Source organism: Clostridioides sp. GD02404, assembly GCF_045898275.1.
Lineage (GTDB): Bacteria > Bacillota > Clostridia > Peptostreptococcales > Peptostreptococcaceae > Clostridioides > Clostridioides difficile_A.
In genome coordinates, this window is sequence record NZ_JBJOCA010000025.1 from 36,573 (window position 1) to 60,382 (window position 23,810).

Below are 23,810 nucleotides of genomic sequence, written 5' to 3' on the forward strand. Positions count from 1 at the left end.
ACCTCATATAGTAATATTTTATAGTAGATTTTTATACTTTTTCATAAATTCTTTCAATGCTTGTGTAAGTATTTGATGCTTTTCAAAGTTTGAATTACTACAAAGTCTTTCAAAATCATTCCATACTTCTTTATCTATACGTATTCTTGTTGTTTTTAATTCATCTATGGATTCATCATCTATATGTACATCTTTTTTATTAGATATTTTTTTTGGCTTTATATTATAATCCTTTACCTCTAAATACCAATCATATACTTCACAAAGCTTATCTAAGTCTTCCTGAGTTATATTTATTTTTCTATCTTTTTTAGGCTTAACATTTTTTTTTGATTTTGTATTTTTTAAATCAGTATCATTAAACTTGATTTGTTCAATGCCTTTACTCAAAACCTTTTCATTAGAATTCTTTTTTTTGGTGCTTACTTTTTTTCTATCACTTATATTTTTTTTAAAATTTTCTTCTTCCAAGTTTTTCTTATCCAGATTTTCATTATAATTTAATTCGTCTTTTAATATGTATTTACCTTTTTCTGATTTATATCCTTTTTTATTTAAAAAATTTCTTAAAGTACTTTGACTAATTTTTAGATTTCGGGCTATCTCTGTAAACTTAATCCCCTTACTTTGAAGTTCTAAAAATTTGTCAATTCTTTCCTCGTTGTTATTCATTAATACTCCTCCGTCAATATCTTCTTGTCTTTCTCTTCATTCCCCTTATTATATTTTTCTTTTCTGAATCTACCCTATTAGATTCAATTATTTTTTGCAACATTTTATTATACGTAAAATCATCTAAGTTATTATTTTTTATATAGAGAAATGTTTCTTCTTCATATTTAATAAAACAAATTGATAGCAACCACGCCATTCCCATTTTAACATAATATTCTTCACTTTGTATATTGTTACAACATTCAAAGATTTCTTCAATATGTTTATCATCAACATAATATATTAAAAACATAACTAATGCAAATCTAATTTCCCATGGATTTTCTGAATAAACATATTTTTTAAGTATATCATACATGTTTTCTTTATATTTTTTTGTACATTTCAAGCCACAACAGAATCCATCACAAACTGACCAATTATTAATTTTAGGTACAAACCTTTCTATATAATATAGAGTCTCTTCAAATGTGCTATTTATATTACCAATTACCATGCCTTGTAATACAGTTTCTTCATAATATGTATCCTCTGATACATTTAAGAATTCCTTCCAATTTCCTTTACTTATTTCTTTAGATAACTCTCTCAAATTAGGAACCCTAATACCTATTATATTTTCTGTATTTGGTATGAGCTTTTTATTAAAATCTCTATACTTGATATCTTGTATAGATTTCATATATTCTAGGAGCTTCTTATACTCTAATTTATTCCATTTTTCCCTATTAAACATCATTTATTTACTCCTTAATTCCTTTTCCTTATTGTAACATAAAAGTACATAAAAAAAAGCTTCCAAGTATCAGAAGCCTTTTTAAAAATATACTAAATTTTTTAAGTTAAAGTTTAAATTAAATTAATATTTACTGCAATATAATACAGACTTAAAAACTTTACTAATCTCCAACACCAAAATCTGTATTATTATATAAAACCTCTATATTTGGATTTTCATCTAAATATTTATATTTATTAGTGAACCACTTAACTAACTCTTCATCCCTTTTGATACTTGAAGAATTATTTATAAAAACATTCACAGTTGCTTTTTCAAAATCATTTGATATAATCTCTATATCCCTATCTATCATCTCTTTTGTTTGACCTTCAATTCCTACCATAATACAAGGTGAATCGAAATAGTCTTTTACATCTTCTGGTGTTTTAAATTTTGCATTTTTATTTAAAATGTTATTTCTAAAATCATTGTCAAAAGTCTCAACTCCAATTTTAAATACTATAGGAATTCCAAAATAGTCTCTCATCTCTTTAATCCTATTTTTGTAAGACCAATGACTTTCTAAAAATAATTTTTTTATTTTCTTCTCTTTTATAATACATTTTATTTCTGCTAAAGTATCTTTTGGTAATTCAAAACAACTACCAGAGTTTATGACTTCAAGAACTCCATATTTTCCAGTTATATTTTTCAAAATCTCTATATTTAACCTGTTCATTTCTTCTTCTAAATTAGAATTATCATCTATATAATCACAAAAAGAACACTTTCCCCATATACAGGGAAATCCTTTAAGTAAAACAATTTCTCTTTGATTTTTATTTGTTATTTCACTATATCTATCCATTTTTTCTATCTTCCTCCAGTCAATGATAGTTTTAAAGTTTTTGGAACTGCATTTAATCCTAAATTCACTAAAACAACTGCTCCCAATTTGTCTGCATAGTCTGTGAATACTTGAGTTACAAATACACTAAATACATCTCCTAATCCTAATACTTTCAAAATTTGTACTATGTAGGAAGAACCTGATGATGTCATACCTCCAAAGAGAAAAGCTGAAATTATTGAACTTATTATAGATGTTGGAATAGCAAATAACAATACCCCTAATGGAGTTTTTAATCCATTTAAAAAATTCTTTTTAAATGCTATTCCAGCAAGTAAACCTGTTGATATCTGAACTGGTGCAAAGTAAAGAGAATACACATCAAATGTAATTCCACTTATTAAACTTCCAAACACACCTGTAACTACAGCGTATTTAGGACCTAAAAGCGATGCTATCATTATAGTTCCTATTGAATCTAAGTATATAGGTAATCTTAACCCCATAGCTATAAACGCCCCTATTATATTTATAGAGATACCAAAAGCTATAAGTGTAATAGTTTTTACACATATTTTTCTTTTCACACTATATCACTCCTTCCACAGAGTCTATAATGTCTTCATAACCTTTGAAAAGCCTCTTCAAAAACATATACATAAACTTATTTTCATCAACTTCATTTAGAACAATTGCATTAGGACATTTTTTATAGAAATTAAAAGAATCCACTATAGATTGACCCATAGCTATACCATCTTCTACGACTTCTACATATGCTTCAAATCCTTTACAAATACTTCTATCTACAAAGTATGCTACTGCTAGAGGGTCATTTATCACACAACCAATTATTCCTTCCTGCTCCCAATGGAAATCAATATAAAACCTAGTTATTTCAGTTATATACTTTGCCATTTTCTCATCAAGTCTATTTATAAACTCAATAATATTAGGAGTAAGTACAATTTTTCTAGTTACATCCAAACCTACCATGTGAATTTTTTTAGATAAATTCTTGTAAACATAATCCGCTCCATGTGGGTCTACCCAATAGTTAAACTCTGCTACTGGAGAGCAATTTCCATGAATTCTAAATGCTCCTCCCATAGACACAAACTCATCAAGATTTTCAAAGACTTCTTTATCTTTCATAAGTGCCTTAGCTATATTTGTAAGTGGTGCAAGTGCTATTATTGATACTTTTTCATGATTATGTAAAGTATTTATTATAAAATCTACTGCCCCATCTTTTACTTTAGCTCCTGTCACTTTTTGATAAAAGTTTTCTCCAATACCATCTTCTCCATGTGTATCTTGAGCTGTTACAAGTTTTCTTTTTAGTGGTGCTTCCTCTCCTTTATATACTGGTATATTTAGTGAAGAGCACATTTGAAGTGTTTTTAGTGCATTTTCTGCACCTACATTTGCTGGAACATTTCCACAACATGTGGTAATTCCAAGTACTTCTAGCTCTGGTGAGTTTAAAGCTAGAAGAATGGCCAAAGAATCATCAATTCCTGGGTCACAATCAATTATTACTTTTCTTTTTTCCATACTTTTATCCTCCTTGATTTGTGGTCGAGGAGAACTACACATCTTTTTTCCACTTTCAAAAAGGTGTGTCTAAGGGTATTAATTATATACTGCCACTATATAATTCCTTAGTTTTTTATACTTGGAGTTCTCGAACAAGTACAGATGTTAGTATTGTTTTAGTCTATTTATTGTAGACCTTCAAAAAAGTTCCATCTGATTTAATAACTACAAAATGAATTTTGTAGTATAAAAGAATTTATTATATTTTGATGTGTCTTGTTAAAGTTTATTTAAAATTATAAGCTAACTTTAACAAAATGTGGCACTTTTAAACCGATTATTATTATACAACAATAGTTAAACTATTACAATTAATAACTTAAAGATTTCAGCTATAAAAATTTATTAAATTATATTATTCATAGTTTATTGACAATATTAAATATAAAGCATATAATTACATCGTAAATTAAATTAACACTGTTAAGTTATGAGGTGATTATATGAGTATTAAAGAAAGACGTGAAAATGAAAAAGCAGAAATGAAGAAAAAAATTATGGATGCTAGCATAGAAATTATCAATCAATATGGATATGAAAACTTATCAATAAGAAAAATTGCTTCAAAAATAGATTATTCTCCAACTACAATTTACCTTTACTACAAAGACAAGGCAGAGATTATCAGCGATATGACAAAAAAACTTTATAACACTGTAGAAAGTAATGCTATTGATATTATACATAATTGCTCATCTCTCCCAATAGATAAGCAAATCATAGAAATTATGACTAGTTTTATAAAGACTCTTTCAAGTGAACCTGAAATGTCAAAAGCTATTATGCATAGTAGGATGAACATTATATTTGCATCTGAAAGTACAAATAGTGAACCTACTAATAATGGTATAGAAATACTAGATGAACTTCTTTTCCTTGGAATTGAGCAGGGTATATTTAAACAAAACGTAGATAAAACTTCATGGATGCTTATAAGTGCACTATTAGGATTTGTTTTATGTATTGTTGAAAATCAATTGTATTCCTTACATAATTTCACTCAAATTATAGAGAATTTCTTAGATATTTTAGTAGGAGGGCTTTACAATGAAAAACCACAATGAAACTAATAAGAAGAAAAAAGTTTTTAAAATATCTATAATCCTATTTCTTGTGTTTATATGCATTATTATTTTAATTATAACTAACTTAAAGCCAGAAAAATTAGTGGTAAAAAATATAAACCCTGCTAATGTGAAAAATGGTATTTATACAGGAAGTGCTGATAATAAACTTGTGAAGGCTACTGTATCTGTTGAAGTTAATAATGGCAGAATTAAAAATATTAAGATACTAGAACATGACACTCTTTTAGGTAAACCTGGTGAAAAAATCATAAAAAATATAGTTGAACAACAATCTTTAGAAGTAGATGCTATAACATCTGCGACTTATAGCAGTGATACTATACGAAAGGCTGTAGAAAATGCTTTGAGAAAGGGAGAATAAATATGAATACTATTATTATATATTCAAGTAAATATGGTTGTACGAAAGACTGTGCAAACATACTAAAAAATAAACTATCAGACAATATCACTATTGTTGATATCAATGATAGTAATCCTAAAATTGAATTATCAAAATTTGATACAATTATTATTGGAAGTTCTATATATGTTGGTTCAGTTTCAAAAAAGATTCGTATATTGTGTAATGATAATATAGAATTATTAAACAAAAAACGAGTTGGTGTATTCCTTTGTTGTGGATTTTCTGAACAGGCAGATAAATATCTAAAATCAAACTTTCCAGCATCTTTATTAGAAAATGCAAATGCAATTGGAATTTTTGGTAGTGAAGCTCGATTAGAAAAGATGAAATTTTTAGATAAGCTTATTATGAAGTCGGTTTCAAAAGGTAATTATGACAGTTTTAAAATATCACAAGATAGTATAGACGATTTTTTAAGAAATCTCAATAAATAAAATTATTTATTTCAAATCTCCTTACAAGATAAAAAAATTATCTAAAATGTAGTATTATAAATATACTCTGAAGTTTGTAAATATTGATAAAGTAGTTATATATCTATACAATATTATATATTATACAATATTTTCTTATATTTATTTAGACCTATGTATTATATAAGAAAATTCTACTACATTTATTATATTGGAGATGATATTTATGAAATATATTGAAATTAGGATTGCTAATGAAACGGATGCAGAAGAAATATTGGAAATATATACTCCATATATTACTGATACTGCAATTACTTTTGAGTATAGCATTCCAAGCATTGATGATTTTAAAAACAGAATAAAAGAAATCTGTTCAAAATATCCTTACCTAGTCTGTTTAATTAATAAAAAAATTGTTGGATATGCCTATGCTCATGAACACAATGAACGAACTGCTTATCAATGGAATGTTGAATTATCAATTTATGTTGATAAGAAATTTATTAGTAATAAAATAGGAATTGCTCTTTATAATTCAATCATAGATATATTGAAGTTACAAAATATTCAAAATTTGTATGCTAGTATTACGTCACCAAATATAAAAAGCGAAAAACTTCATCAAAGATTTGGTTTCAAACTATGTGGGATTTATCACAATACAGGATATAAATTTGATTGTTGGCATGATGTTATGTTGTTTGAAAAACATATAGGTAATCACTCTAAAAATCCTAATTCTATAAAAACAATCAAACAAGTTAATTCCAAAGAAATAGCTGCTATTTTAAATGAGAATATTAATTTAATAGCACTTTAGATTTAATATAATTTAATCTATAAAATATGAACAAAAGAAAAAATAGGGAAGATATTTAAAATATTAATTTTAATATTTTAAACATCTTCTCTATTTTTTTCTTAAATTTCATAATAATAGTCTTATTAAAGCAAATACTATAAAAAGAGTTTATCTTTATTTACTAACCGAATTTAAATTTAAAATATAGAAAAATGGAAGGAGAATAATTCATGATAAAATTAATTGGTATCTTGATAGTCGTAATTGGTTTTATACTTAAAATGGATACACTATTTACTGTATTATTAGCAGGCATAGCAACAGGGATTGTTGCAGGATTAGACTTTAATCAAATCTTTACAATCTTGGGTGACTCTTTTGTTTCAAACAGAGGTGTATCATTATTCATACTAACATTACCAGTAATTGGTGTGTTAGAAAGATATGGATTGAAACAAAGAGCTGTTTCCCTAATAGAAAAATTAAAGAAACTTACAACAGGAAAAGTACTTACTATATATATGATAGCTAGACAAGTAGCTGGTGCTCTATCAATAAGAATGAGTGGACATCCTCAGTTTGTGAGACCACTCGTTAATCCGATGGCACAAGCTGCTGGTTTAAGTAATAGTGACGAACTAAAAGAATCTGATGAAGAAGCTATAAAAGCATTGTCTGCTGCATCAGAAAACTATGGAAACTTTTATGGTCAAAATCTATTTGCAGGTAGTAGTGGAGTATTGCTTATAGCTTCTACACTGACTCAGTTCGGATACAATGTAACTGGACTTAACATTGTAAAGGCCAATATTATCATGGCAGTAATAGCACTTGTAGTTGCTACAATTCAATTTACTTTATATGATAAGAAATTAAATAAGAGTCACAAGAGATAGATTTATTTAGGAGGAATAAAAATGCAAAATTTTATAAATATATCATTAGAAGTTTTTTATGCACTGATGGGTTTTCTGATGGTTGTAATAGCATATAGGTCTTTTACTACAATAGATAACAATAAGAAATATGGTACATCATTATTTTGGATACTGATATCATTACCCTTCATATTTGGTAGACTGATTCCAGCTAATATAATCGGAATAATTCTAATATTATCTAGTTTTTTGACACTTTCCAAACAAGTTGTATTTGCAAAATATGAAGAACCGAATGAGAATTTTGGGAAAGAACAAGCAGATAAACTTAAAAATAAAATATTTATACCCTCATTAATATTAGCATTTGCTGCAGTAGTTGTGGCTATGAGCCTTACTAATTTTGACAATTCTTCACAGTTCGCAATAGGTGTGGGTTCAATAATTGCATTAATAGCAGCTCTTATAATAACTAAAGCAAAGCCTACTACATCAATTCAAGATGGCTCAAGATTACTTCAGCAAATGGGACCTGCTAGTATGTTACCACAACTTTTGGTTGCATTAGGCGCTCTATTTACTCAAGCTGGAGTTGGTGAAGTCATTTCAAATATGATATCTGGTGTAGTTCCTGCTGATAACAGATTATTTGGTGTTATAGCATATGTATTAGGTATGGTTATATTTACTATGATAATGGGAAATGCATTTGCTGCGTTTTCAGTCATAACAGCAGGAATTGGAATTCCTTTCGTATTGTCTCAAGGTGGAAATCCTGCTATAATTGGAGCACTAGCATTAACAGCAGGATATTGTGGAACTTTACTTACTCCAATGGCTGCTAATTTTAATATAGTTCCAGCAGCTTTACTTGAATGCAAAAACGACTACATTGTTATAAAATACCAGGCACCAGTTGCTTTAGTATTAATTATAGCTCACATATTAGTAATGTATTTTTTAGGATTTTAATACAATTAGGAGGTAAAATAATGAAAATTTTATTAACAGGATTCGACCCATTTGGTGGAGAACCAATAAATCCAGCTCAAGAAGCAGTTGAAAGGGTTAATGATAATATAAATGGCGCAGAAATTATAAAAATAACTATACCAACAGTTATGACAAAATCTGTTGAAGCTATAGATAAAGCTATCCAACAGCACAATCCAGATATAGTAATATCAGTTGGACAAGCTGGAGGTAGATTTGATATTACTCCTGAGAGGGTAGCTATAAATGTAGATGACTTTAGAATAAAAGATAATGAAGGTAACCAAGTCATAGATACTGTTATAAAAGAAGATGGTCAACCTGCATATTTTTCAAAATTACCTGTAAAAGCTATGGTAAAGCATATGAATGAAAATAAAATTCCAGCAAGTGTTTCAAACACTGCAGGTACATTTGTTTGTAATCATGTAATGTATGGAATTCTTTACATGATAGACAAAAAATATCCTAATATAAGAGGTGGCTTTATACACATACCATATATGACTTCACAGATAATAGATAAAAAGAATACACCTTTTATGTCTCTAGAAGAAATAGTGAAAGGCTTAGAATTAGCTGTGGAAGCTTGTACTATCTATAAAAATGATATAGAGGAAATTGGTGGTGAAATTTCATAATGACTCTTTGAATATTTTTATAAATTTCAAATAAGAGTTATTCAAGTAAAGACTGTAAGTAAATTTGTTTAGATATTTACTTACAGTCTTTTTATAATACATACAAATATAAAATTAAAGTTTATTCTTCTCTCCCCACTCACACATTGCATCTAGAATTGGAATCAAAGATTTTCCTCTTTCAGATAGACTATATTCTACCTTAGGAGGTATTTGAGGATATTCAGTACGAATAATCAAGTTATCTGCCTCCAATTCCTTCAATGATAAACTCAAGGTTTTATAGGAAATTGTATTTATATAACGCTTTAATGCATTATATCTGACAACCTTAAATTCTACAAGACAATAAAGAATTATCATTTTATATTTGCCATTAATCAATGAAAGTGTATAGCTAAATCCTGTTTCACTTAAATCTGTATTTGAGATATAATCTATACCCATATGTTACACTCTCCTTTTGGTTAGTATTGAACAAAAATGTGCGTACTTGTTTTTAAGATAATTTATAATAAAATTATAGTGTAAGAATAATTGAAAGTCAATTTGATAATAGGAAGTGTAATATATAGGTGAAAATCTATTAAATAAAGTTTATTGGAGGAAATTTATAATGAAAGTTTTATTGATTAATGGTAGCCCAAACCAATATGGATGTACTTATACAGCATTAACTGAGGTTACTAAAGTATTAAATAAACATGATATTGAAACAGAAATACTGTATTTAGGTAAAAAAGCAATCCCAGGATGTATTGCTTGCTCATCTTGTTTCGAAACTGGAAAATGTATTTGTGATGATAAGGTTAATGAATTAGTTGAGGAACTTGATAATATTGATGGTATCATTATTGGTTCTCCTGTTTATTTTTCTAGTGCAAGTGGTCAATTAACTTCATTTCTTGACCGTTTATTTTTCATAGCTGGTAGTCGCATGGCTACAAAATTAGGTGCTTCAATTGTATCCTGTAGACGTGGTGGTGCAACTGCAACATTTGACCAACTCAACAAATATTTTTCAATTAGCAATATGCCTATTGTATCATCACAGTATTGGAATCAGGTACATGGTTTTACACCAGAAGATGTTATGAAGGATGAAGAAGGCTTACAAACCATGCGAACTTTAGGCGAAAACATGGCATGGCTTCTTAAATGTATTTCAGCTGGTAAGAAATCTGGAATTAAAGAACCACAGTATGAAGAGAAAGTTATGACTAATTTTATAAAATAGATAATGAAAATATAGTGGAATTTATTAATAATGAAAATGCTAATCTATAAATAAAAATATATATTACAAAAAATAATAAAACAGAGTTATTAAATGTATATATCAAATCTCTGTTTTATTGTTTTTTATTAAAAAGTTTCAAGTTCCAGTAATATTATACTTATATCCAATGTTATTTTTAAGCAGAAGTGTTTTAATGCACACATTTTATATTTTAAAATTATATTAAGTATACCCCTAAAATATACAACACATATATATGGACTGGATAATATAAATAAAACAAATATTTCATACTCTTACCTTTTTCTCTATTGTAAAGCAACATGAAAGGTAAAGAGGCAACCATCATCCATTGGTAATTTTGTAAAGTAGAATTTTTTAAACTAAAATCTCCATTTGCCATTGTTATAAATACAAAGATACACATTAAAATATAGCAAATACTTAAATTAAGTTTCTTCTCTCTACACAAATAAAAAATAATTCCAAGTGTAATAAGAATTGGTCCACCTTCTACTAAAAATGGTACTGGTACTAAAGTCATAAATAAAGCTAGAAACTCATTAAATGATTTGAAAAGTATAGTTATTATAAATATTCCTAATATTATAGGGGCTATTATCATTGTTAACCCTATAATAAGATATTTTACTTCTCTTTCTTTTCTAAATTTCTTTATAAATTCTATTGCTTGTAAATAAATTGCTATCAAAAATATTGTTGAAAAAATATTGTTTATAATTATTACCCCTTCTGGATGTGGAAATACACTATTAATTATTTGATTTCCTATTGCCATAATAACAGACCAAATATACAACCTAGTTATGTACTTTTTCCTGTTACTAGTGTGATAAAATCCTTCCACTGCCATAAACGTAAATAAAGGTGCTGATATTCTACCTATCCAATGAAACCAAATAGGTATTTGCATTGTTTCTGGCATAAATGCTGCTATATGGTCAAATGTCATAAATATTAATGCCAACATCTTAATAGTAAACCCATTTATTCCTTTTTTAAAAAAATTCATATTATTCTCCCCTAATTTTGATTTATTTCTATAATAATTTCTGTCCCTACTCCAATTTTACTATTTACATAGATATTTCCTTTATGAATCTCTATTATCTCTTTAGAAATAGCCATCCCAAGCCCTGAACCTTTATGTAATTCGCCTGTATTGGTACCTCTGTAATATTTCTCAAAAATATGTTTTAAATCATTTTCGCTTATCCCAACTCCACTATCTTTTATTATAATTTCTATATTATCTTTTTTTATAATTTTTATCTCTATCAAAGTATCCTCACTATTATGAACTATTGAATTAAATATAAGATTAGTTATGGCTCTTCTTAACAATATTGGGTCTACATGTACTTCTATTGACTCTTCATAACATTCAAACTCAATATACCTATTTTTATATCTATTATCATTTAAAATATCCACTATTATATTTCTAACCAAACCAATTAAATTTATTTTTTTCTTATTCAAAACTATATTATTATTTTTTAGTCGAGTAGATAAATTTAGGTCATCAACCAAATCTTTTATATACTTAGATTTATTGTATATAATTTCTGTATATTCTCGTAATTCATCTTCTACAAACTCATAATCTTTGTCATTGATTATTTCTGCATATCCTTGTATAGATGATAAAGGAGTTTTTATATCATGTGTTATATTTGCTAGCCATTCTTCTCTCAATTTTTCATTTTCTTTTCTCTCTGCTTCATTTATTCTTAAAGTATAAGCCAGCATATTGATGTTTGCAAACACTTCTTCATATATACCTCTATCTTTAAGGTATAAACTATAATTTCCATTGGCCATAGTCTCAACACTCCATAACACACTTGATATTGGTTTTGTAAGCTTTCTACTAAATAAGTAGCCAACACCCAATGCTACCATTCCATCAATCACAAGTGTTATAATAATGATTTTATTTAAAGTTTCTTTAACACTATCATTAGAATAAGTAAAAATTATTCTTGATGTATCTCTACTAGGCATACCAACTATTACATTTAAATGTTTTTTGTTTAGAGTTTTTTCTAAAATAAAATTAATGTAATTTGTTTCTCTATACTTGTAATTATTAACCATCTGAAATGGCGTATATTTTTTAGGAGTATCCTTTGGTACATTCATTCCATAGACTTCTTCACCTGAATCATTTAAAACTTGTAACCAAGAATTTGATTTTTCTAGTTTATCAATTCCAATCTTTGATAGCCTAAGCACTCCATTTTTTTCATATAAATCTTTTTCAAAAGAACGTGCAAATTCTTCAGGATTATTTTTAGAGTCCACCGCTTTAAAAAAACTATTAGTTGAAACAACATACAGTATAGAAATGATATTTATAATAACTACTGATATAACTACAAATACGATTGTGAGCATAAAGTTTCTAGTAATCTTCCATCTCATACTCTAATCTTCCTTTACTGCTAATTTATATCCAAGGCCTTTTATTGTCAAAATATATTCTGGTTTTGAGGGATTATCCTCCAATTTTTCTCTAATCTTTCTTATATGAACCATTATAGTATTATCAAAACCCACATAATCTTCTCCCCACACCTTATCCCATAATCTCTCTTTACTTATAATCTGATTTTGATTGTGTGCAAATAAAGATAATATTTTTAATTCTTTTGCGGATAATCCTATGGACTGCCCATCTTTTATAAGTTCTGCTCTACTTTCATTTAATTTATATGGTCCAAATGATATAATTTTTTCTTTATCATTGTCTAAATCCACGCTTCCATTTTGGCTCTCATTAAAATAACTTAATCTTCTTAAGTGAGCTTTGACCCTAAAAGCTACTTCCTTAGGACTAAATGGTTTTGTAACATAATCATCTCCTCCAATTGCAAGTCCAAGTAATTTGTCTAATTCTTCTGTTTTAGCTGACAAAAATATTATTGGAGAATTAGAGTTTTTTCTTATTTCTTTACAAATATCATAACCTTCTCCATCAGGTAACATAATATCTAGTATAATTAAATCAGGGTTAATATTTTTAAATATTTCTAATCCTTCTCTTCTAGTTTTTGCAGTATATACGTTATTAAAACCTTCTTTCTTTAATACAGTTTCTAAAAGTTTTAATATTTCTACCTCATCATCTATTATTAAAATACTATTTTCCATAAATAACCTCCTATTATAATTTACCTATATATTAGCATACATTTTCTTAAAAATTTATTTATATTGTTTTAAAATAGGTTAATACATAAATAAAGTTACTATTATTTTTGGTTAAAATCTTTCACTTGATGTAAAATTTTTATATGTTATTTGGGTTAATATTATCATTAATGTAATTGAGATTACTATTGATAAACCTATCAATGTATTTGGTACATTGTATCTAACAATTTGTTGACTCATCATAATCCAGTTTGGAGTTATTGACATAAATTTTATGGCTTTATCTGGAATAAAACCTACGCTAAAATATGGTATTGCCATTATCAAGCCACCTAGTATAAATGGTATTATAGAGGATTTAAATATAGATGAAAGTGTTAAACCTATTTGTGCAAATATAAAAGAAGCCAAAATAGTTGTTACTATAACAATAAGATACATTTGGATTACTGTAAGATTTAAATTACTATTTCCAAAATACCATAAGTTTTTAATTGGTTCATCCAAATATTTAAAGTCAAAAAAACTAAATCCTCTAATTCCTACTAATAGTATAAAAGAAATATTAATTATAGACAAAATTAAACCATTAGCTACTAGTTTTGATAATACTACTGATTTTTTCCCATTTTTAGTTGTATTTATTAAACCAGTCATATTAGAATCATATTCTTTTGTATAATTTCCAGAAGTTATTATAAACATTACTAAACCTATTAAAGGTATAGAACCTTCTATCTTGTAAAATATATCTGAGTACGTATCTAAAACATCAAATTTTCTAATCAGAACAAAACCAAAAAATAGCAGAAACAACCAAACCATCCAAATACTTTTTGATTTTAATATTTTTATCATTTCAGATTTAACTAAATACATCATTTATACTATACCTCCTTTGCATCTTCTAAATCAAAGTAAAACATATATACATCTTCAAATTTTGCTTGAACTGCTTGTGTATTAGTTTCAGTTGGAATATCATCTGAAACTATTCTAAGTACTATTGAATTAACATCACTTTGAATACTTATAACCTTATACTTAGATTGAATTTTATCAATTTCACACTCATTTTCAACTTGAATATGATATACTTTATTTTCCATGTGACTTAATATTTCTTTGTGTGTTCCTTTCACTAGAAGTTTACCATTTTTAATCATTATTGTTTCTTTTGCAACTGATTCTATGTCTGAAATTATATGAGTAGAAAGAATTATTATCTTATCTCTAGATATTTTAGCTATTAAGTTTCTAAATCTAGCTCTTTCTTGTGGGTCAAGACCAGCTGTTGGCTCATCAAGGACTATTATTTTCGGATTATTTAATAAAACTTGTGCTATGCCAACTCTTCTCTTCATACCACCAGAAAATTTTCCTATAGCCTTATTTCTTACATCATAAAGTCCTACTAATTCCAATAATTCATCTATATTACTATCTAAATCTTTTCCCTTTAAACCTTTTAATGCCCCTATATACTGTAAAAATTGTTTTGCCGTAAAGTTTTTATAAATTCCAAATTCTTGTGGCAAGTATCCTAAAATGTTTCTATAATCATCATCCATCTTAAATATATCCTTACCATTATAGAGAATTTGGCCATTGTTAGGTTTTATCAATGTTGTTATTTGTTTCATTAAAGTAGATTTTCCTGCTCCATTGGGTCCTAAAAGACCATAAACTCCATTTTCTAGCGTTATTGTAATATTATCATTTACTACTTTTTTACCATATATCTTTGAAAGATTTTTTATTTCTAACTTATTCATCTTAACTCTCCTTTATTTACTTATATAATCTGACTTTATTACTAAGAAACATAATGACATAGCACCTACGAATATTGCTATCAAAGACCCTATTGATAGATTAACAATATCTATATGCATTTTAAATATCATAATCTCTCCTAGATAATTTCCTATTATTTTATTAAATCCAAATATCAAATCATAATAATTTACAGTAGAAATAACTAAAAGTAATTGTTTAGGTAATACATGAATTACTGACATTATCTTAGTTATAGCTATGATAAATATAAAAAAACTTATTGATGTTATTGAAGATTTACTTATAAATGAACCTAATATGGCTATCATAGCCCATCCTTCAAACATTAAAAGCTCAATACCTATATTTGATATCACATAATTTATTATGCTTAAATTTGATTTCAAAGTAGCTATGTTATCTACTATTCTTAAAGCTTCTAAATCTCCATTAGTTGGCATACCTTGTTGCATACAAGTTATGATGAATATTCCAATCAAATAAACAGAATAAATTATTAGTGGAACTAATAAAGCAACAACTATTTTTGACTTTAATGCTTTTTTCTTCTCTTTTGATGATAGTATGATATCTCTTACTGAATAAACCACTTCGTCTATATAAATATTTGAGATAATTATAGCGATAGTAATTAACATCCCTACATTTATAAGTGTATTTGTAGCTCTATAATTAAACACCTTCCAAAAACTAACATCTTTATACTGATTCACACTTAAATTATAAAGTTTGATATTTGACATTGACTTAATTTTTTTAGAAAATACATCTGTATCTTTTTGATTTGAAAGTTGATTTAAAATATTAATCTTATTTTGAAATTTATAATTACCTATATCATCACTACTTCTTGTATCTTCTATACGCCCTCTTTCTTTATCTATATAATAGTTTTCCGTCTCTAAAACTGGTTTAACAAAGATATTGATTGATAGTATTAACATTAATATCCCTAAAGATATAAACATATTTTTAGATTTAATCAGTTTTTTCATTTCCCAATTTACCAATGTACTAATCCTCCTAAATTATTTTGATTACACATATATATTAAAACTTGAATCTTATATCAATATAGTCTTAACCTTAAATAAAGCTTAAATTATTTGATTTATTGAAACTCATCAAAAGTAGGCTTTTAAATTTACTATTTTATAAAATAGCTTGTAATATGTTTATTTTTTATTGTAATCTTTTAGATTCTCTTTTTTGTAAGAGACTTGCTATACTTTTATTAGTAAGATTAAATTTAAAATAAGTTGGTGATTATATGAGAAATATAGATATTTATACAAAGTTGAAAATAAGCTTTTTAGCATCCATCAGCATGTTTATCATTGCAGCTGCCTTTATTATTTTTATTGGAAATTATATGTTTTCAATTATTTTTATTCTTTTTGGTATTTTTATTGAGTGGCAATTTTACCGTTGTCCAAACTGTAATCATTGTCTAGATTCAAGGATGGAACTTTTAAAGAGTGGCTCTTACTGTCCTTATTGTGGAAAGATTATTAAATAGTTATTCTTTTATCCAGTTTATTTAATATTAATTAATAAAATTTACTCTATGTGTATTTCTAAATTTCTTATTAAGTTATAAAATTTTTAAATATATTAAAAAGATATAAAGAATTGTTATGCACAATTCTCTATATCTTTTGTTGTTTATAAAGACTTTATATATTTTTTTATTATATATGCCTTAAAAATTTTTACCAATAGTAAAATAAATTTTCTATTTTGCTATTTTGTTTTAAAAATTTTATCCAGCTACTTTTTATATTTACCCATTTGAAATTAAACTAGTTAATTTCAAATCACAATTTTTAATATAAATAATTGAATATAGACTTATTTATCATTAGTTTTTCTTTTAAAAGCAATAAGTATAATTTCATAATATTTTTCATTTTCAAACAAGCATGTTGAATAATAAAGCATCTTCTAGTATTATATATTTGTAGAATAAAACTAAATTGGTAAAACTAGGAAGATTTGGTTTTATAGAGTTATAGGAACTAGTACTAAAAAATTTTATAAGTTTTGTTATTTTGTTACTAAAATACAATTTTTGATTTTACTAAATTTTTTAGGGGGATGAATAATATGTTTATTGGAGAAATAGACAAATGTACACATATATTAACTGCTTATATAAGTAGTTCATACGATTATTGTAATTTTTTAGATACACAATTAGATGATTTTATATCAGAATATGGAGAAACTGTAGTTGAAACATGCTTACATCAAGTTTTATTATTAGTGAGTCGATATAATTAAAATTAAGTTTTTCCTAGGAAAGCCTTTTTGGATTTACCTACCTTAATAAATATATAATTTTTTTGTACTTTATAAGTAACTATAACTTCTGCTAAAGTAAAGATGTATTGGGAGTACATCTTTACTTTTTCATTAAAACAGTTAAAAGCATACATATAAAAATAAATCATCCAATACAAATTATACATTCCTTATACCTAACTTAATGTATGAGCATTTTTCTATACATATATTCTGTAATCTCATCAAATATAGCCTAAATTTTTACTATTTTGTACATTCTCTATAAATCATACAAATAACATCTATAAAATCCCCCTAGTATGTTTAAACCACCTATAAAATAACACCAATATTTAGAATATTCAATATCAACTGCATAACTGGTCAATAAAAATGTATAACTAGACAAAATTCTTATCTTTTCTTTATGTTTATTTATATTTTTATTTATTATTTTTATGAATTAGTTTATTTAAAGTTCATTTAATACAAGTTATCTTCATGTCAATAATTTACTAATTTTCATGTTATCTACACGATTGTAGATTTGTGTATAACTAAGTTCTATATTAAGAGTACTCTCCCAAACGTTAGTACTTTACTTAAAAGTAAGTACTTGTTTAAACATAAAATAGAACATATACTTATATAAACAAATATATAAGGAGATGATTTTTATGAAAAAATGTAAAATAGAAGTTATAAAAACTACATTCCATCAAGATTTAGCAGATAAATATGGATGTGAAGGTATTGGAAAATGCCCTATGCATAAAGTAGGAGAAGTATTTTTTGGAGATTTTGCTAAACCTGAGAAATTATGTGATGAAGCATGGAAGGCAATGTATCAGTATGTATTTGCTTTATCTCATGGTAGTGAATTGTTTTACTATGGAGATTGGATAGATAAAGAAGGAATTGCTATATGTTCTTGCAATGATGGTATTCGTCCTGTTATTTTTAAAATTGAGAGAACAGATGAAGAATCTAAAATGTAGTATAAAATACACTTATACTAATAATTGATTCTATTATCTAGTCAAATTTTATATACCTTCATGTTTCTAAAGTATAAATCTAATTTCAGAATTTAATTTCTTTCAAAAACTAATTTACATCTACAAGATTACTTTTTTTAATTAGTTATAATAGGTAAAGCTTACTAAATAAGAGTAGCTTTATCTATTTATACTTATGTCTAATTTTATACAATCTAAGAAAATAGTTACAGTATATGCCCTCTTACATATTGATTCATTTCCCACTATTTTATTATTACGCCTATGGTATTCTATGTTTATAAAATAAAAAGCATCTCCTTTATAATTTTCAAAAACTACATTGAGATACTTTTTATAATTTAAATCTATATATTTAATTTAAGAAATAATATATCACTGTTCTAACATTATTATAATTCTTCGTATAAATCAGTACTTAAATATTTTAGACCACTATCATTAAGAGTTAAAACTATACTTTTCCCTTTTTCTGTACTTTGTAATAACTTAATTGCTGCGCATACATTTGCACCAGAAGAAAAACCTGCAAAGACACCCTCTAATTTAGCTAATTTTCTTGCTACATCAGTTGCTTCATCATCTGTTACTTGAATGTATCCATCAATAAGTTTTTTGTCTACTAGTGGCAAATCCATAGAGTAGCCTCCACCTTGTATTTTATGCCCTTGGTCAGTTATTTCTTTACCTGAATAAATTGCTGCTGTTGCAGGTTCAACCACATAGCATTTAATAGAAGGATTATGTTTTTTAAGTGTTTTTGAACAACCAGCAAAAGTACTACCACTTCCAAGAAAATCTACAAATACATCAATATTTCCATCTAATTGCTCCCACATTTCTTCTGCTGTATAACATTCATGTGCGTGGTTACAAGCTTCTAGATTGAATTGGTCTGCTCTAAATGCATTTCTTTCTTTTGCTATTTTTTGAGCCTCGACTTCTACAAGTGCTAAATCTTCACCTGATACTTGTCCATGAACTGAATTTGGCATTTGGTCTACAAGAACTACTTCTGCTCCTAAAGCTTTCATCATTCTTGCTCTTTCCATAGAATTTCCTTTTGACATACATGCAATAAATTTATAACCTTTACATGCACAAGCTATTGCTAATCCTGTTCCTGTATTGCCACTTGTTAATTCCACAACTGCTTGACCTGGAACTAATAACCCTGCATTTTCTGCTTCTGTAATCATTTGTAATGCTACACGATCCTTTTTACTGAATCCTGGATTTAAATATTCCATCTTTGCATAGATATTACCTTCAACTCCAAATTCCTTTGCTATTTTAGATAAACATAACATATGAGTATTGCCTATAGCTTCTGTAACATTATTAAGTACATGCATTACAATTCCCCCTTAATCTCTCAACTAACATCCATTGAAAAACAGTCCTTTATGCATTATAATTTATATTACGGATGTACAGTATACTTAACGTTCATTATATTATACCTTTGTAAATTATAAATAACGTTAAATAAATTATACATTCGTAAATTATATTTGTCAATAATTTACATTTTAAGGAGTTAATATGAGTATTAATACTATTATTGCTAAAAATTTAAATAGATTACGTAATGAACGTAACCTAAGTCTAGGTCAACTTGCAGAATTATCTGGTGTAAGTAAGGTCATGTTATCACAAATTGAAAAAGGCGACTCTAATCCAACAGTAAATACAATTTGGAAAATTGCAAGTGGATTAAATGTTCCATATACTGCTATACTTGATCAACCTCAAAATGAAACTTTTATTGTGTCAAAAGCTGATATAGATGTACAAGTTTCAGAAAATGAAGATTATCGTCTTTATTGTTATTATCCTAATACACCAACTAGAAACTTTGAGTTATTTCAAATGGAATTAGAAGAGGGTCATAGTTATACATCTGTTGGTCATTCTGAAAAATCACAAGAATACATTATGATTCTAGAAGGACAATTAAAATTAGAAGCAAATGATTGCGTTTATCAACTTAAAGAGAATGACTCTATTTGTTTTTCAGCTGAATCAGTACATACATACCATAATCAAGGGGAAAAAACATTAAAAACAGTAATAATAAATTACTATCCAGTTTAAAAATAGAATAATTATTTCTTATACAAAAATATAAATTCTTTAAACTAAGATTTATATCAGGCTATCAACATAAAACTGTCGATAGCCTTTTTAAATTGATTATGATATAATGCAGACAACATTTAGTCGTATAATGTAAATGATATTATAATATAAAACACAGGAGGGATTTTAATGCTCATAACTCATATATATTTTAACGGAAATTGTAAAGAGGCGATAGAGCTATATAAGAATGCACTATATGCTGATGTTAAAACGCTCATTGAGGATTCCAATTCAAGTCTTGTCGTTCATGCAGAACTAACAATTCATGATGGATTGCTCATACTAAATGATTTTGGTAATAGTGATGGAGTTTCAAAGTCTGGAGGATATCAGTTATGTCTCCAGTTTGATAATGAAGATGAGTTAAAAAGAGCTTATTCAAATATGGAGTTTGAAAGTATTACAATTAACCCAATACAATCCACAGATTACAGTCCATGCACTGTAAGATTTGAAGATAGATTTGGTGTAATGTGGGCATTTTGGGTATAGCTGATTGTATATTAGTAAGTAACCCTATTGTAAATTTAGCTTGTTAATACCAATCTTTTAAGTCTTAAAAAAGCTTATGGTAAAATCGAGATAGCTTCTTAAGTTTTATCAAACCAAGAAGCTATTAGCCAACAATCTGAGATAAATCCTTTAAACTAGGATTTATGTTTTTATCTTTAGCTTTACAAATTTATTATATATCTTTACACTTTTATTAATTATGTTATAATAACCTTATATGAAAGTTTTATATTTTTGACAAACGGAGTATGAATTACTCCTTTTTTCTTTTATGTTACTATGATGAACATTTAGTTAACATTAATAGGTTATCATGTAAGATAAATACAAAACGTCTCTTATATGTACATTTTTCATTGTTGTAATAATGATTTCATGTATATATTTCTCACAATTGGAGTGCTTTTGCACTCTTTTTTAATATCTTCTATTATTACTTATTAAATATTTCTTTACCCTTTTACATATAAAAAAGATTATTCATATCTATAAATTTATTCAATTTTCAAACATATCTGTTGAATAATATCTAGTTGTATTATATTGTTTTAATTGTAGAATAAAACTAAATTGGTAAAACCAAAGGAATTTAGTGTCATAAATATATATTAAATAAGACTTATAAAACGAATTATAAGTTATATCAAGCAGTCATCAAAAATATATACTCTTTTGGTTTTGTGAAAGTTTTTATGTGGGTAATAATATGTATATTTAAAAATAAATTGTATGGATATACACATATATTGATTGTTTATACTGATAGTTCATATGATTATTATAATTTTATAGATACATAGTTATATAGATTTTCTTTTCTAGAGCATCTTTTAAGTTTCATCTACTTTATAAATATATGGGGTGATATAAATGTGTTTTAAGACTTATATACTTAAAAGAGTAGTAAATAACAAGCAACTAAAAATAACTCGAAGTTTTGACTTAGATAATCTCATTTGTACTGTAACAGAAATATTATAAGAAAATAAGATTGATTTAATAATTACATATAAAAAAACAAGGTTGTTTGGAGAAATGAAAAAATCACCCTTTTAAGATGTTTGAAGTGTTTAAGGGCACAAATATCAAAATGAATTATTTTTATTATATTTTATTTTGTAGAATAAATTTCGTTCGTATTATTACAACATATACTATAATTTTTTTAACTAATAAAAAATTATTTTTGAAGTAGAATATATTAAAAAGGTGATAGAAATTATCTATCACCTTTTTGTCTAATATTTAAATTTAATTTATATACTACTAAAATAAATCTAAATGCAATTTAAGAAATTAAATAGTTGAATAGTATATTAAAGCATACTGGTAAAGACAAAAGTATAAAATTCTTTATAGTCATAAGCTTTATCTCATCATTTTTATTTTCTTCATTAAAGTAATTGTCTTGATAAAATGTGGCTCTATTTTGATAACCTGTTTTTAATACCCCATTTTGAATTAATAGAAGTATAAAAAATATTGCTAATAAAATAAAGTTATAATTTTTTTCTTTTAATATAAAATTAATCGTAATAACTATAAAACTATATAAAACATATAAAAAAATTTTCATAAAAAGCACCTAAATTCCATATTTATATTTTATGTTAAACCAAATCTAGTTCCTATAAAAACATCTACATAATCAGTCCAAGTGGCACTTGATACACTTCTCTTTACTGTTAAATGAGCCTGTGCATTTACTCCACCTGCTCCACTAGCATCATAGTAGTAATTAGAACTTGGAGAAAATGAATATGTAGAACCCATTTTTGGTGAATTCCATGTTGTAGAATTAAATTTTTCTATTCCAGAAGTACGATTCCCTGTAGCATTAAGATATCTACTGTAACCAGAAATTGAACGTAGATATAATTTTGTAGGAGTCATTTGTGAGTCTGACTTAGATATAACACCACCACTCACATTAGTTATTTTGTATCCAGGATATCCATCAGGCAAATTACGTTTATCATATGTCATTTTTACAAAATACTTTACATCTGCAAGTATTTCTTCCTGATATTTGTTAAGTATAGCTCTAGTTACTATTACAGTTGCCTGAACCTCCCATGACTAAAGTCACAGGGTTCCTGTTTCATAGAATTTCGCATACTAAAATATGTCTTACCAATTCTCCACAGGCTATCCCCATAGTTCCTACGGTTCTTACATAAGTTATTTATTTTAAACTGTTATTAGTCTTAATCCTTCTTTTAGTATATTTATACTCGCATTTATATCTCTATCGTGAGTTACATTACAACAAGGACAAATCCATTCTCTTATATTTAAATTCTTCATTTCCTCGTTTTTGTACCCACATTTATTGCATATTTGTGAACTTGCAAAGAATTTACCTACCTTTACAATTTGTCTACCATACCAATTAGCCTTATATTCTAATTGACGAACAAATTCTGACCATGACACATCAGAAATTAAGCGAGATAGTTTACTATTTCTAGTCATATTCTTTACTTGTAAATCCTCTATGCAAATAATATCATTCTCTCGTATTAATTTAGTAGATAGTTTTTGTAGAAAATCCTTCC

General features: G+C 26.5%; 28 protein-coding genes and 1 riboswitch. Of the genes, 12 read left to right on the top strand and 16 right to left on the bottom strand.

Features of this window, described 5'->3' with window-relative positions; all coding sequences use genetic code 11:
- Nucleotides 1-18 precede the first annotated feature (18 nt).
- From Q3287_RS14610 to Q3287_RS14630, 5 genes are all read right to left on the bottom strand, one after another.
- Nucleotides 19-672 carry a DNA-binding protein gene (locus Q3287_RS14610; protein ID WP_407964316.1) on the bottom strand — a complete coding sequence of 218 codons (654 nt, stop codon included), beginning with the start codon at nt 670-672 and terminating at the stop codon, nt 19-21.
- Between the two features lie 13 nt (nt 673-685).
- Entirely contained in the window at nt 686-1,414 is a 729-nt protein-coding gene (locus Q3287_RS14615; protein WP_407964317.1) for a DNA alkylation repair protein, read from the bottom strand.
- 160 nt (nt 1,415-1,574) lie between these two features.
- A complete protein-coding gene (locus tag Q3287_RS14620; protein WP_407964318.1) occupies nt 1,575-2,264 on the bottom strand; it encodes a radical SAM protein in 690 nt (229 codons plus the stop codon).
- Nucleotides 2,265-2,269: 5 nt separating this feature from the next.
- Nucleotides 2,270-2,833, bottom strand: coding sequence for an ECF transporter S component (locus tag Q3287_RS14625; protein ID WP_407964319.1), 564 nt, complete (start codon nt 2,831-2,833; stop codon nt 2,270-2,272).
- Between the two features lies 1 nt (nt 2,834).
- Nucleotides 2,835-3,803 carry a nucleoside hydrolase gene (locus Q3287_RS14630; RefSeq protein WP_407964320.1) on the bottom strand — a complete coding sequence of 323 codons (969 nt, stop codon included), beginning with the start codon at nt 3,801-3,803 and terminating at the stop codon, nt 2,835-2,837.
- 101 nt (nt 3,804-3,904) lie between these two features.
- A riboswitch (PreQ1 riboswitch) is annotated at nt 3,905-3,948 on the bottom strand.
- A gap of 340 nt (nt 3,949-4,288) precedes the next feature.
- Between Q3287_RS14630 and Q3287_RS14635 the strand changes: the two genes are divergently transcribed.
- From Q3287_RS14635 to pcp, 7 genes are all read left to right on the top strand, one after another.
- Nucleotides 4,289-4,909: a TetR/AcrR family transcriptional regulator gene (locus tag Q3287_RS14635; protein WP_407964321.1), complete on the top strand. Its 621-nt coding sequence runs from the start codon at nt 4,289-4,291 to the stop codon at nt 4,907-4,909.
- A complete protein-coding gene (locus Q3287_RS14640; protein WP_054270164.1) occupies nt 4,893-5,294 on the top strand; it encodes an FMN-binding protein in 402 nt (133 codons plus the stop codon). The genes Q3287_RS14635 and Q3287_RS14640 overlap by 17 nt, the downstream gene beginning before the upstream one ends.
- Nucleotides 5,295-5,296: 2 nt before the next feature.
- Nucleotides 5,297-5,773, top strand: a complete 477-nt coding sequence (locus Q3287_RS14645; RefSeq protein ID WP_054270163.1) for a flavodoxin domain-containing protein — start codon at nt 5,297-5,299, stop codon at nt 5,771-5,773.
- Nucleotides 5,774-5,978: 205 nt separating this feature from the next.
- Entirely contained in the window at nt 5,979-6,575 is a 597-nt protein-coding gene (locus Q3287_RS14650) for a GNAT family N-acetyltransferase (protein ID WP_054276611.1), read from the top strand.
- A 212-nt stretch (nt 6,576-6,787) separates the two neighbouring features.
- Entirely contained in the window at nt 6,788-7,453 is a 666-nt protein-coding gene (locus tag Q3287_RS14655) for a DUF969 domain-containing protein (RefSeq protein WP_054270161.1), read from the top strand.
- A 21-nt stretch (nt 7,454-7,474) separates the two neighbouring features.
- On the top strand, nt 7,475-8,407 hold the full coding sequence (locus Q3287_RS14660) for a DUF979 domain-containing protein (protein ID WP_407964322.1): 933 nt from the start codon (nt 7,475-7,477) through the stop codon (nt 8,405-8,407).
- Nucleotides 8,408-8,427: 20 nt separating this feature from the next.
- Nucleotides 8,428-9,069 (top strand): pyroglutamyl-peptidase I, encoded by a 642-nt coding sequence (pcp, locus tag Q3287_RS14665; protein ID WP_054270159.1) that lies wholly within the window; start codon nt 8,428-8,430, stop codon nt 9,067-9,069.
- 114 nt (nt 9,070-9,183) lie between these two features.
- On the opposite strand, the gene Q3287_RS14670 is transcribed toward pcp, so the two are convergent.
- Complete coding sequence (locus tag Q3287_RS14670) at nt 9,184-9,516, bottom strand: helix-turn-helix domain-containing protein (protein WP_054270158.1); 333 nt, start codon at nt 9,514-9,516, stop codon at nt 9,184-9,186.
- 169 nt (nt 9,517-9,685) lie between these two features.
- Here Q3287_RS14670 and Q3287_RS14675 point away from each other — a divergent pair, with 169 nt between their 5' ends.
- Nucleotides 9,686-10,306: a flavodoxin family protein gene (locus Q3287_RS14675; protein WP_054276609.1), complete on the top strand. Its 621-nt coding sequence runs from the start codon at nt 9,686-9,688 to the stop codon at nt 10,304-10,306.
- Nucleotides 10,307-10,526: 220 nt separating this feature from the next.
- On the opposite strand, the gene Q3287_RS14680 is transcribed toward Q3287_RS14675, so the two are convergent.
- The 6 genes from Q3287_RS14680 to Q3287_RS14705 all read right to left on the bottom strand — a co-directional run bounded on the left by Q3287_RS14680 (nt 10,527) and on the right by Q3287_RS14705 (nt 16,299).
- On the bottom strand, nt 10,527-11,342 hold the full coding sequence (locus tag Q3287_RS14680; RefSeq protein WP_231301345.1) for a TraX family protein: 816 nt from the start codon (nt 11,340-11,342) through the stop codon (nt 10,527-10,529).
- Between the two features lie 11 nt (nt 11,343-11,353).
- Nucleotides 11,354-12,757 (bottom strand): sensor histidine kinase, encoded by a 1,404-nt coding sequence (locus Q3287_RS14685; protein WP_407964323.1) that lies wholly within the window; start codon nt 12,755-12,757, stop codon nt 11,354-11,356.
- A gap of 3 nt (nt 12,758-12,760) precedes the next feature.
- On the bottom strand, nt 12,761-13,486 hold the full coding sequence (locus Q3287_RS14690) for a response regulator transcription factor (RefSeq protein ID WP_054270154.1): 726 nt from the start codon (nt 13,484-13,486) through the stop codon (nt 12,761-12,763).
- 111 nt (nt 13,487-13,597) lie between these two features.
- A complete protein-coding gene (locus Q3287_RS14695; protein ID WP_219673101.1) occupies nt 13,598-14,371 on the bottom strand; it encodes an ABC transporter permease in 774 nt (257 codons plus the stop codon).
- A 5-nt stretch (nt 14,372-14,376) separates the two neighbouring features.
- The gene (locus tag Q3287_RS14700) at nt 14,377-15,264 is read right to left on the bottom strand and encodes an ABC transporter ATP-binding protein (RefSeq protein WP_054270152.1); all 888 of its coding nucleotides are present in this window, start codon (nt 15,262-15,264) and stop codon (nt 14,377-14,379) included.
- Between the two features lie 12 nt (nt 15,265-15,276).
- Entirely contained in the window at nt 15,277-16,299 is a 1,023-nt protein-coding gene (locus Q3287_RS14705; protein WP_054270151.1) for a hypothetical protein, read from the bottom strand.
- A gap of 1,096 nt (nt 16,300-17,395) precedes the next feature.
- Here Q3287_RS14705 and Q3287_RS14710 point away from each other — a divergent pair.
- The gene (locus tag Q3287_RS14710; protein ID WP_009889562.1) at nt 17,396-17,572 is read left to right on the top strand and encodes a hypothetical protein; all 177 of its coding nucleotides are present in this window, start codon (nt 17,396-17,398) and stop codon (nt 17,570-17,572) included.
- A 680-nt stretch (nt 17,573-18,252) separates the two neighbouring features.
- Nucleotides 18,253-18,573, top strand: a complete 321-nt coding sequence (locus tag Q3287_RS14715) for a TIGR04076 family protein (protein ID WP_054270150.1) — start codon at nt 18,253-18,255, stop codon at nt 18,571-18,573.
- Nucleotides 18,574-18,986: 413 nt separating this feature from the next.
- On the opposite strand, the gene Q3287_RS14720 is transcribed toward Q3287_RS14715, so the two are convergent.
- Nucleotides 18,987-19,949 carry a PLP-dependent cysteine synthase family protein gene (locus tag Q3287_RS14720; protein WP_054270149.1) on the bottom strand — a complete coding sequence of 321 codons (963 nt, stop codon included), beginning with the start codon at nt 19,947-19,949 and terminating at the stop codon, nt 18,987-18,989.
- Between the two features lie 190 nt (nt 19,950-20,139).
- On the opposite strand from Q3287_RS14720, the gene Q3287_RS14725 reads away from it, so the two are divergent.
- Both Q3287_RS14725 and Q3287_RS14730 read left to right on the top strand, forming a co-directional pair.
- Complete coding sequence (locus Q3287_RS14725) at nt 20,140-20,691, top strand: helix-turn-helix domain-containing protein (protein ID WP_054270148.1); 552 nt, start codon at nt 20,140-20,142, stop codon at nt 20,689-20,691.
- A gap of 174 nt (nt 20,692-20,865) precedes the next feature.
- Nucleotides 20,866-21,231, top strand: coding sequence for a glyoxalase/bleomycin resistance/extradiol dioxygenase family protein (locus Q3287_RS14730; protein ID WP_054270147.1), 366 nt, complete (start codon nt 20,866-20,868; stop codon nt 21,229-21,231).
- A gap of 1,309 nt (nt 21,232-22,540) precedes the next feature.
- Here Q3287_RS14730 and Q3287_RS14735 read toward each other — a convergent pair.
- From Q3287_RS14735 to Q3287_RS14745, 3 genes are all read right to left on the bottom strand, one after another.
- A complete protein-coding gene (locus Q3287_RS14735) occupies nt 22,541-22,828 on the bottom strand; it encodes a hypothetical protein (protein ID WP_054270146.1) in 288 nt (95 codons plus the stop codon).
- A gap of 29 nt (nt 22,829-22,857) precedes the next feature.
- Nucleotides 22,858-23,238, bottom strand: coding sequence for a hypothetical protein (locus Q3287_RS14740; RefSeq protein WP_054270145.1), 381 nt, complete (start codon nt 23,236-23,238; stop codon nt 22,858-22,860).
- A gap of 204 nt (nt 23,239-23,442) precedes the next feature.
- On the bottom strand, nt 23,443-23,810 hold a 368-nt coding region (locus Q3287_RS14745; protein ID WP_407964324.1), incomplete at its 5' end, for an RNA-guided endonuclease TnpB family protein.

Bases quoted from the DNA above. Each gene is read 5' to 3' on its own strand.
- Q3287_RS14615 (WP_407964317.1), bottom strand. From the start codon at position 1,414: ATGATGTTTAATAGGGAAAAATGGAATAAATTAGAGTATAAGAAGCTC.
- Q3287_RS14740 (WP_054270145.1), bottom strand. From the start codon at position 23,238: ATGACATATGATAAACGTAATTTGCCTGATGGATATCCTGGATACAAA.
- Q3287_RS14650 (WP_054276611.1), top strand. From the start codon at position 5,979: ATGAAATATATTGAAATTAGGATTGCTAATGAAACGGATGCAGAAGAA.
- Q3287_RS14690 (WP_054270154.1), bottom strand. From the start codon at position 13,486: ATGGAAAATAGTATTTTAATAATAGATGATGAGGTAGAAATATTAAAA.
- Q3287_RS14645 (WP_054270163.1), top strand. From the start codon at position 5,297: ATGAATACTATTATTATATATTCAAGTAAATATGGTTGTACGAAAGAC.
- Q3287_RS14680 (WP_231301345.1), bottom strand. From the start codon at position 11,342: ATGAATTTTTTTAAAAAAGGAATAAATGGGTTTACTATTAAGATGTTG.
- Q3287_RS14715 (WP_054270150.1), top strand. From the start codon at position 18,253: ATGAAAAAATGTAAAATAGAAGTTATAAAAACTACATTCCATCAAGAT.
- Q3287_RS14735 (WP_054270146.1), bottom strand. From the start codon at position 22,828: ATGAAAATTTTTTTATATGTTTTATATAGTTTTATAGTTATTACGATT.
- Q3287_RS14630 (WP_407964320.1), bottom strand. From the start codon at position 3,803: ATGGAAAAAAGAAAAGTAATAATTGATTGTGACCCAGGAATTGATGAT.
- Q3287_RS14730 (WP_054270147.1), top strand. From the start codon at position 20,866: ATGCTCATAACTCATATATATTTTAACGGAAATTGTAAAGAGGCGATA.
- Q3287_RS14675 (WP_054276609.1), top strand. From the start codon at position 9,686: ATGAAAGTTTTATTGATTAATGGTAGCCCAAACCAATATGGATGTACT.
- Q3287_RS14670 (WP_054270158.1), bottom strand. From the start codon at position 9,516: ATGGGTATAGATTATATCTCAAATACAGATTTAAGTGAAACAGGATTT.
- Q3287_RS14610 (WP_407964316.1), bottom strand. From the start codon at position 672: ATGAATAACAACGAGGAAAGAATTGACAAATTTTTAGAACTTCAAAGT.
- Q3287_RS14620 (WP_407964318.1), bottom strand. From the start codon at position 2,264: ATGGATAGATATAGTGAAATAACAAATAAAAATCAAAGAGAAATTGTT.
- Q3287_RS14720 (WP_054270149.1), bottom strand. From the start codon at position 19,949: ATGCATGTACTTAATAATGTTACAGAAGCTATAGGCAATACTCATATG.
- Q3287_RS14640 (WP_054270164.1), top strand. From the start codon at position 4,893: ATGAAAAACCACAATGAAACTAATAAGAAGAAAAAAGTTTTTAAAATA.
- Q3287_RS14710 (WP_009889562.1), top strand. From the start codon at position 17,396: ATGTTTATTGGAGAAATAGACAAATGTACACATATATTAACTGCTTAT.
- Q3287_RS14660 (WP_407964322.1), top strand. From the start codon at position 7,475: ATGCAAAATTTTATAAATATATCATTAGAAGTTTTTTATGCACTGATG.
- Q3287_RS14695 (WP_219673101.1), bottom strand. From the start codon at position 14,371: ATGATGTATTTAGTTAAATCTGAAATGATAAAAATATTAAAATCAAAA.
- Q3287_RS14655 (WP_054270161.1), top strand. From the start codon at position 6,788: ATGATAAAATTAATTGGTATCTTGATAGTCGTAATTGGTTTTATACTT.
- Q3287_RS14725 (WP_054270148.1), top strand. From the start codon at position 20,140: ATGAGTATTAATACTATTATTGCTAAAAATTTAAATAGATTACGTAAT.
- Q3287_RS14685 (WP_407964323.1), bottom strand. From the start codon at position 12,757: ATGAGATGGAAGATTACTAGAAACTTTATGCTCACAATCGTATTTGTA.
- pcp (WP_054270159.1), top strand. From the start codon at position 8,428: ATGAAAATTTTATTAACAGGATTCGACCCATTTGGTGGAGAACCAATA.
- Q3287_RS14635 (WP_407964321.1), top strand. From the start codon at position 4,289: ATGAGTATTAAAGAAAGACGTGAAAATGAAAAAGCAGAAATGAAGAAA.
- Q3287_RS14700 (WP_054270152.1), bottom strand. From the start codon at position 15,264: ATGAATAAGTTAGAAATAAAAAATCTTTCAAAGATATATGGTAAAAAA.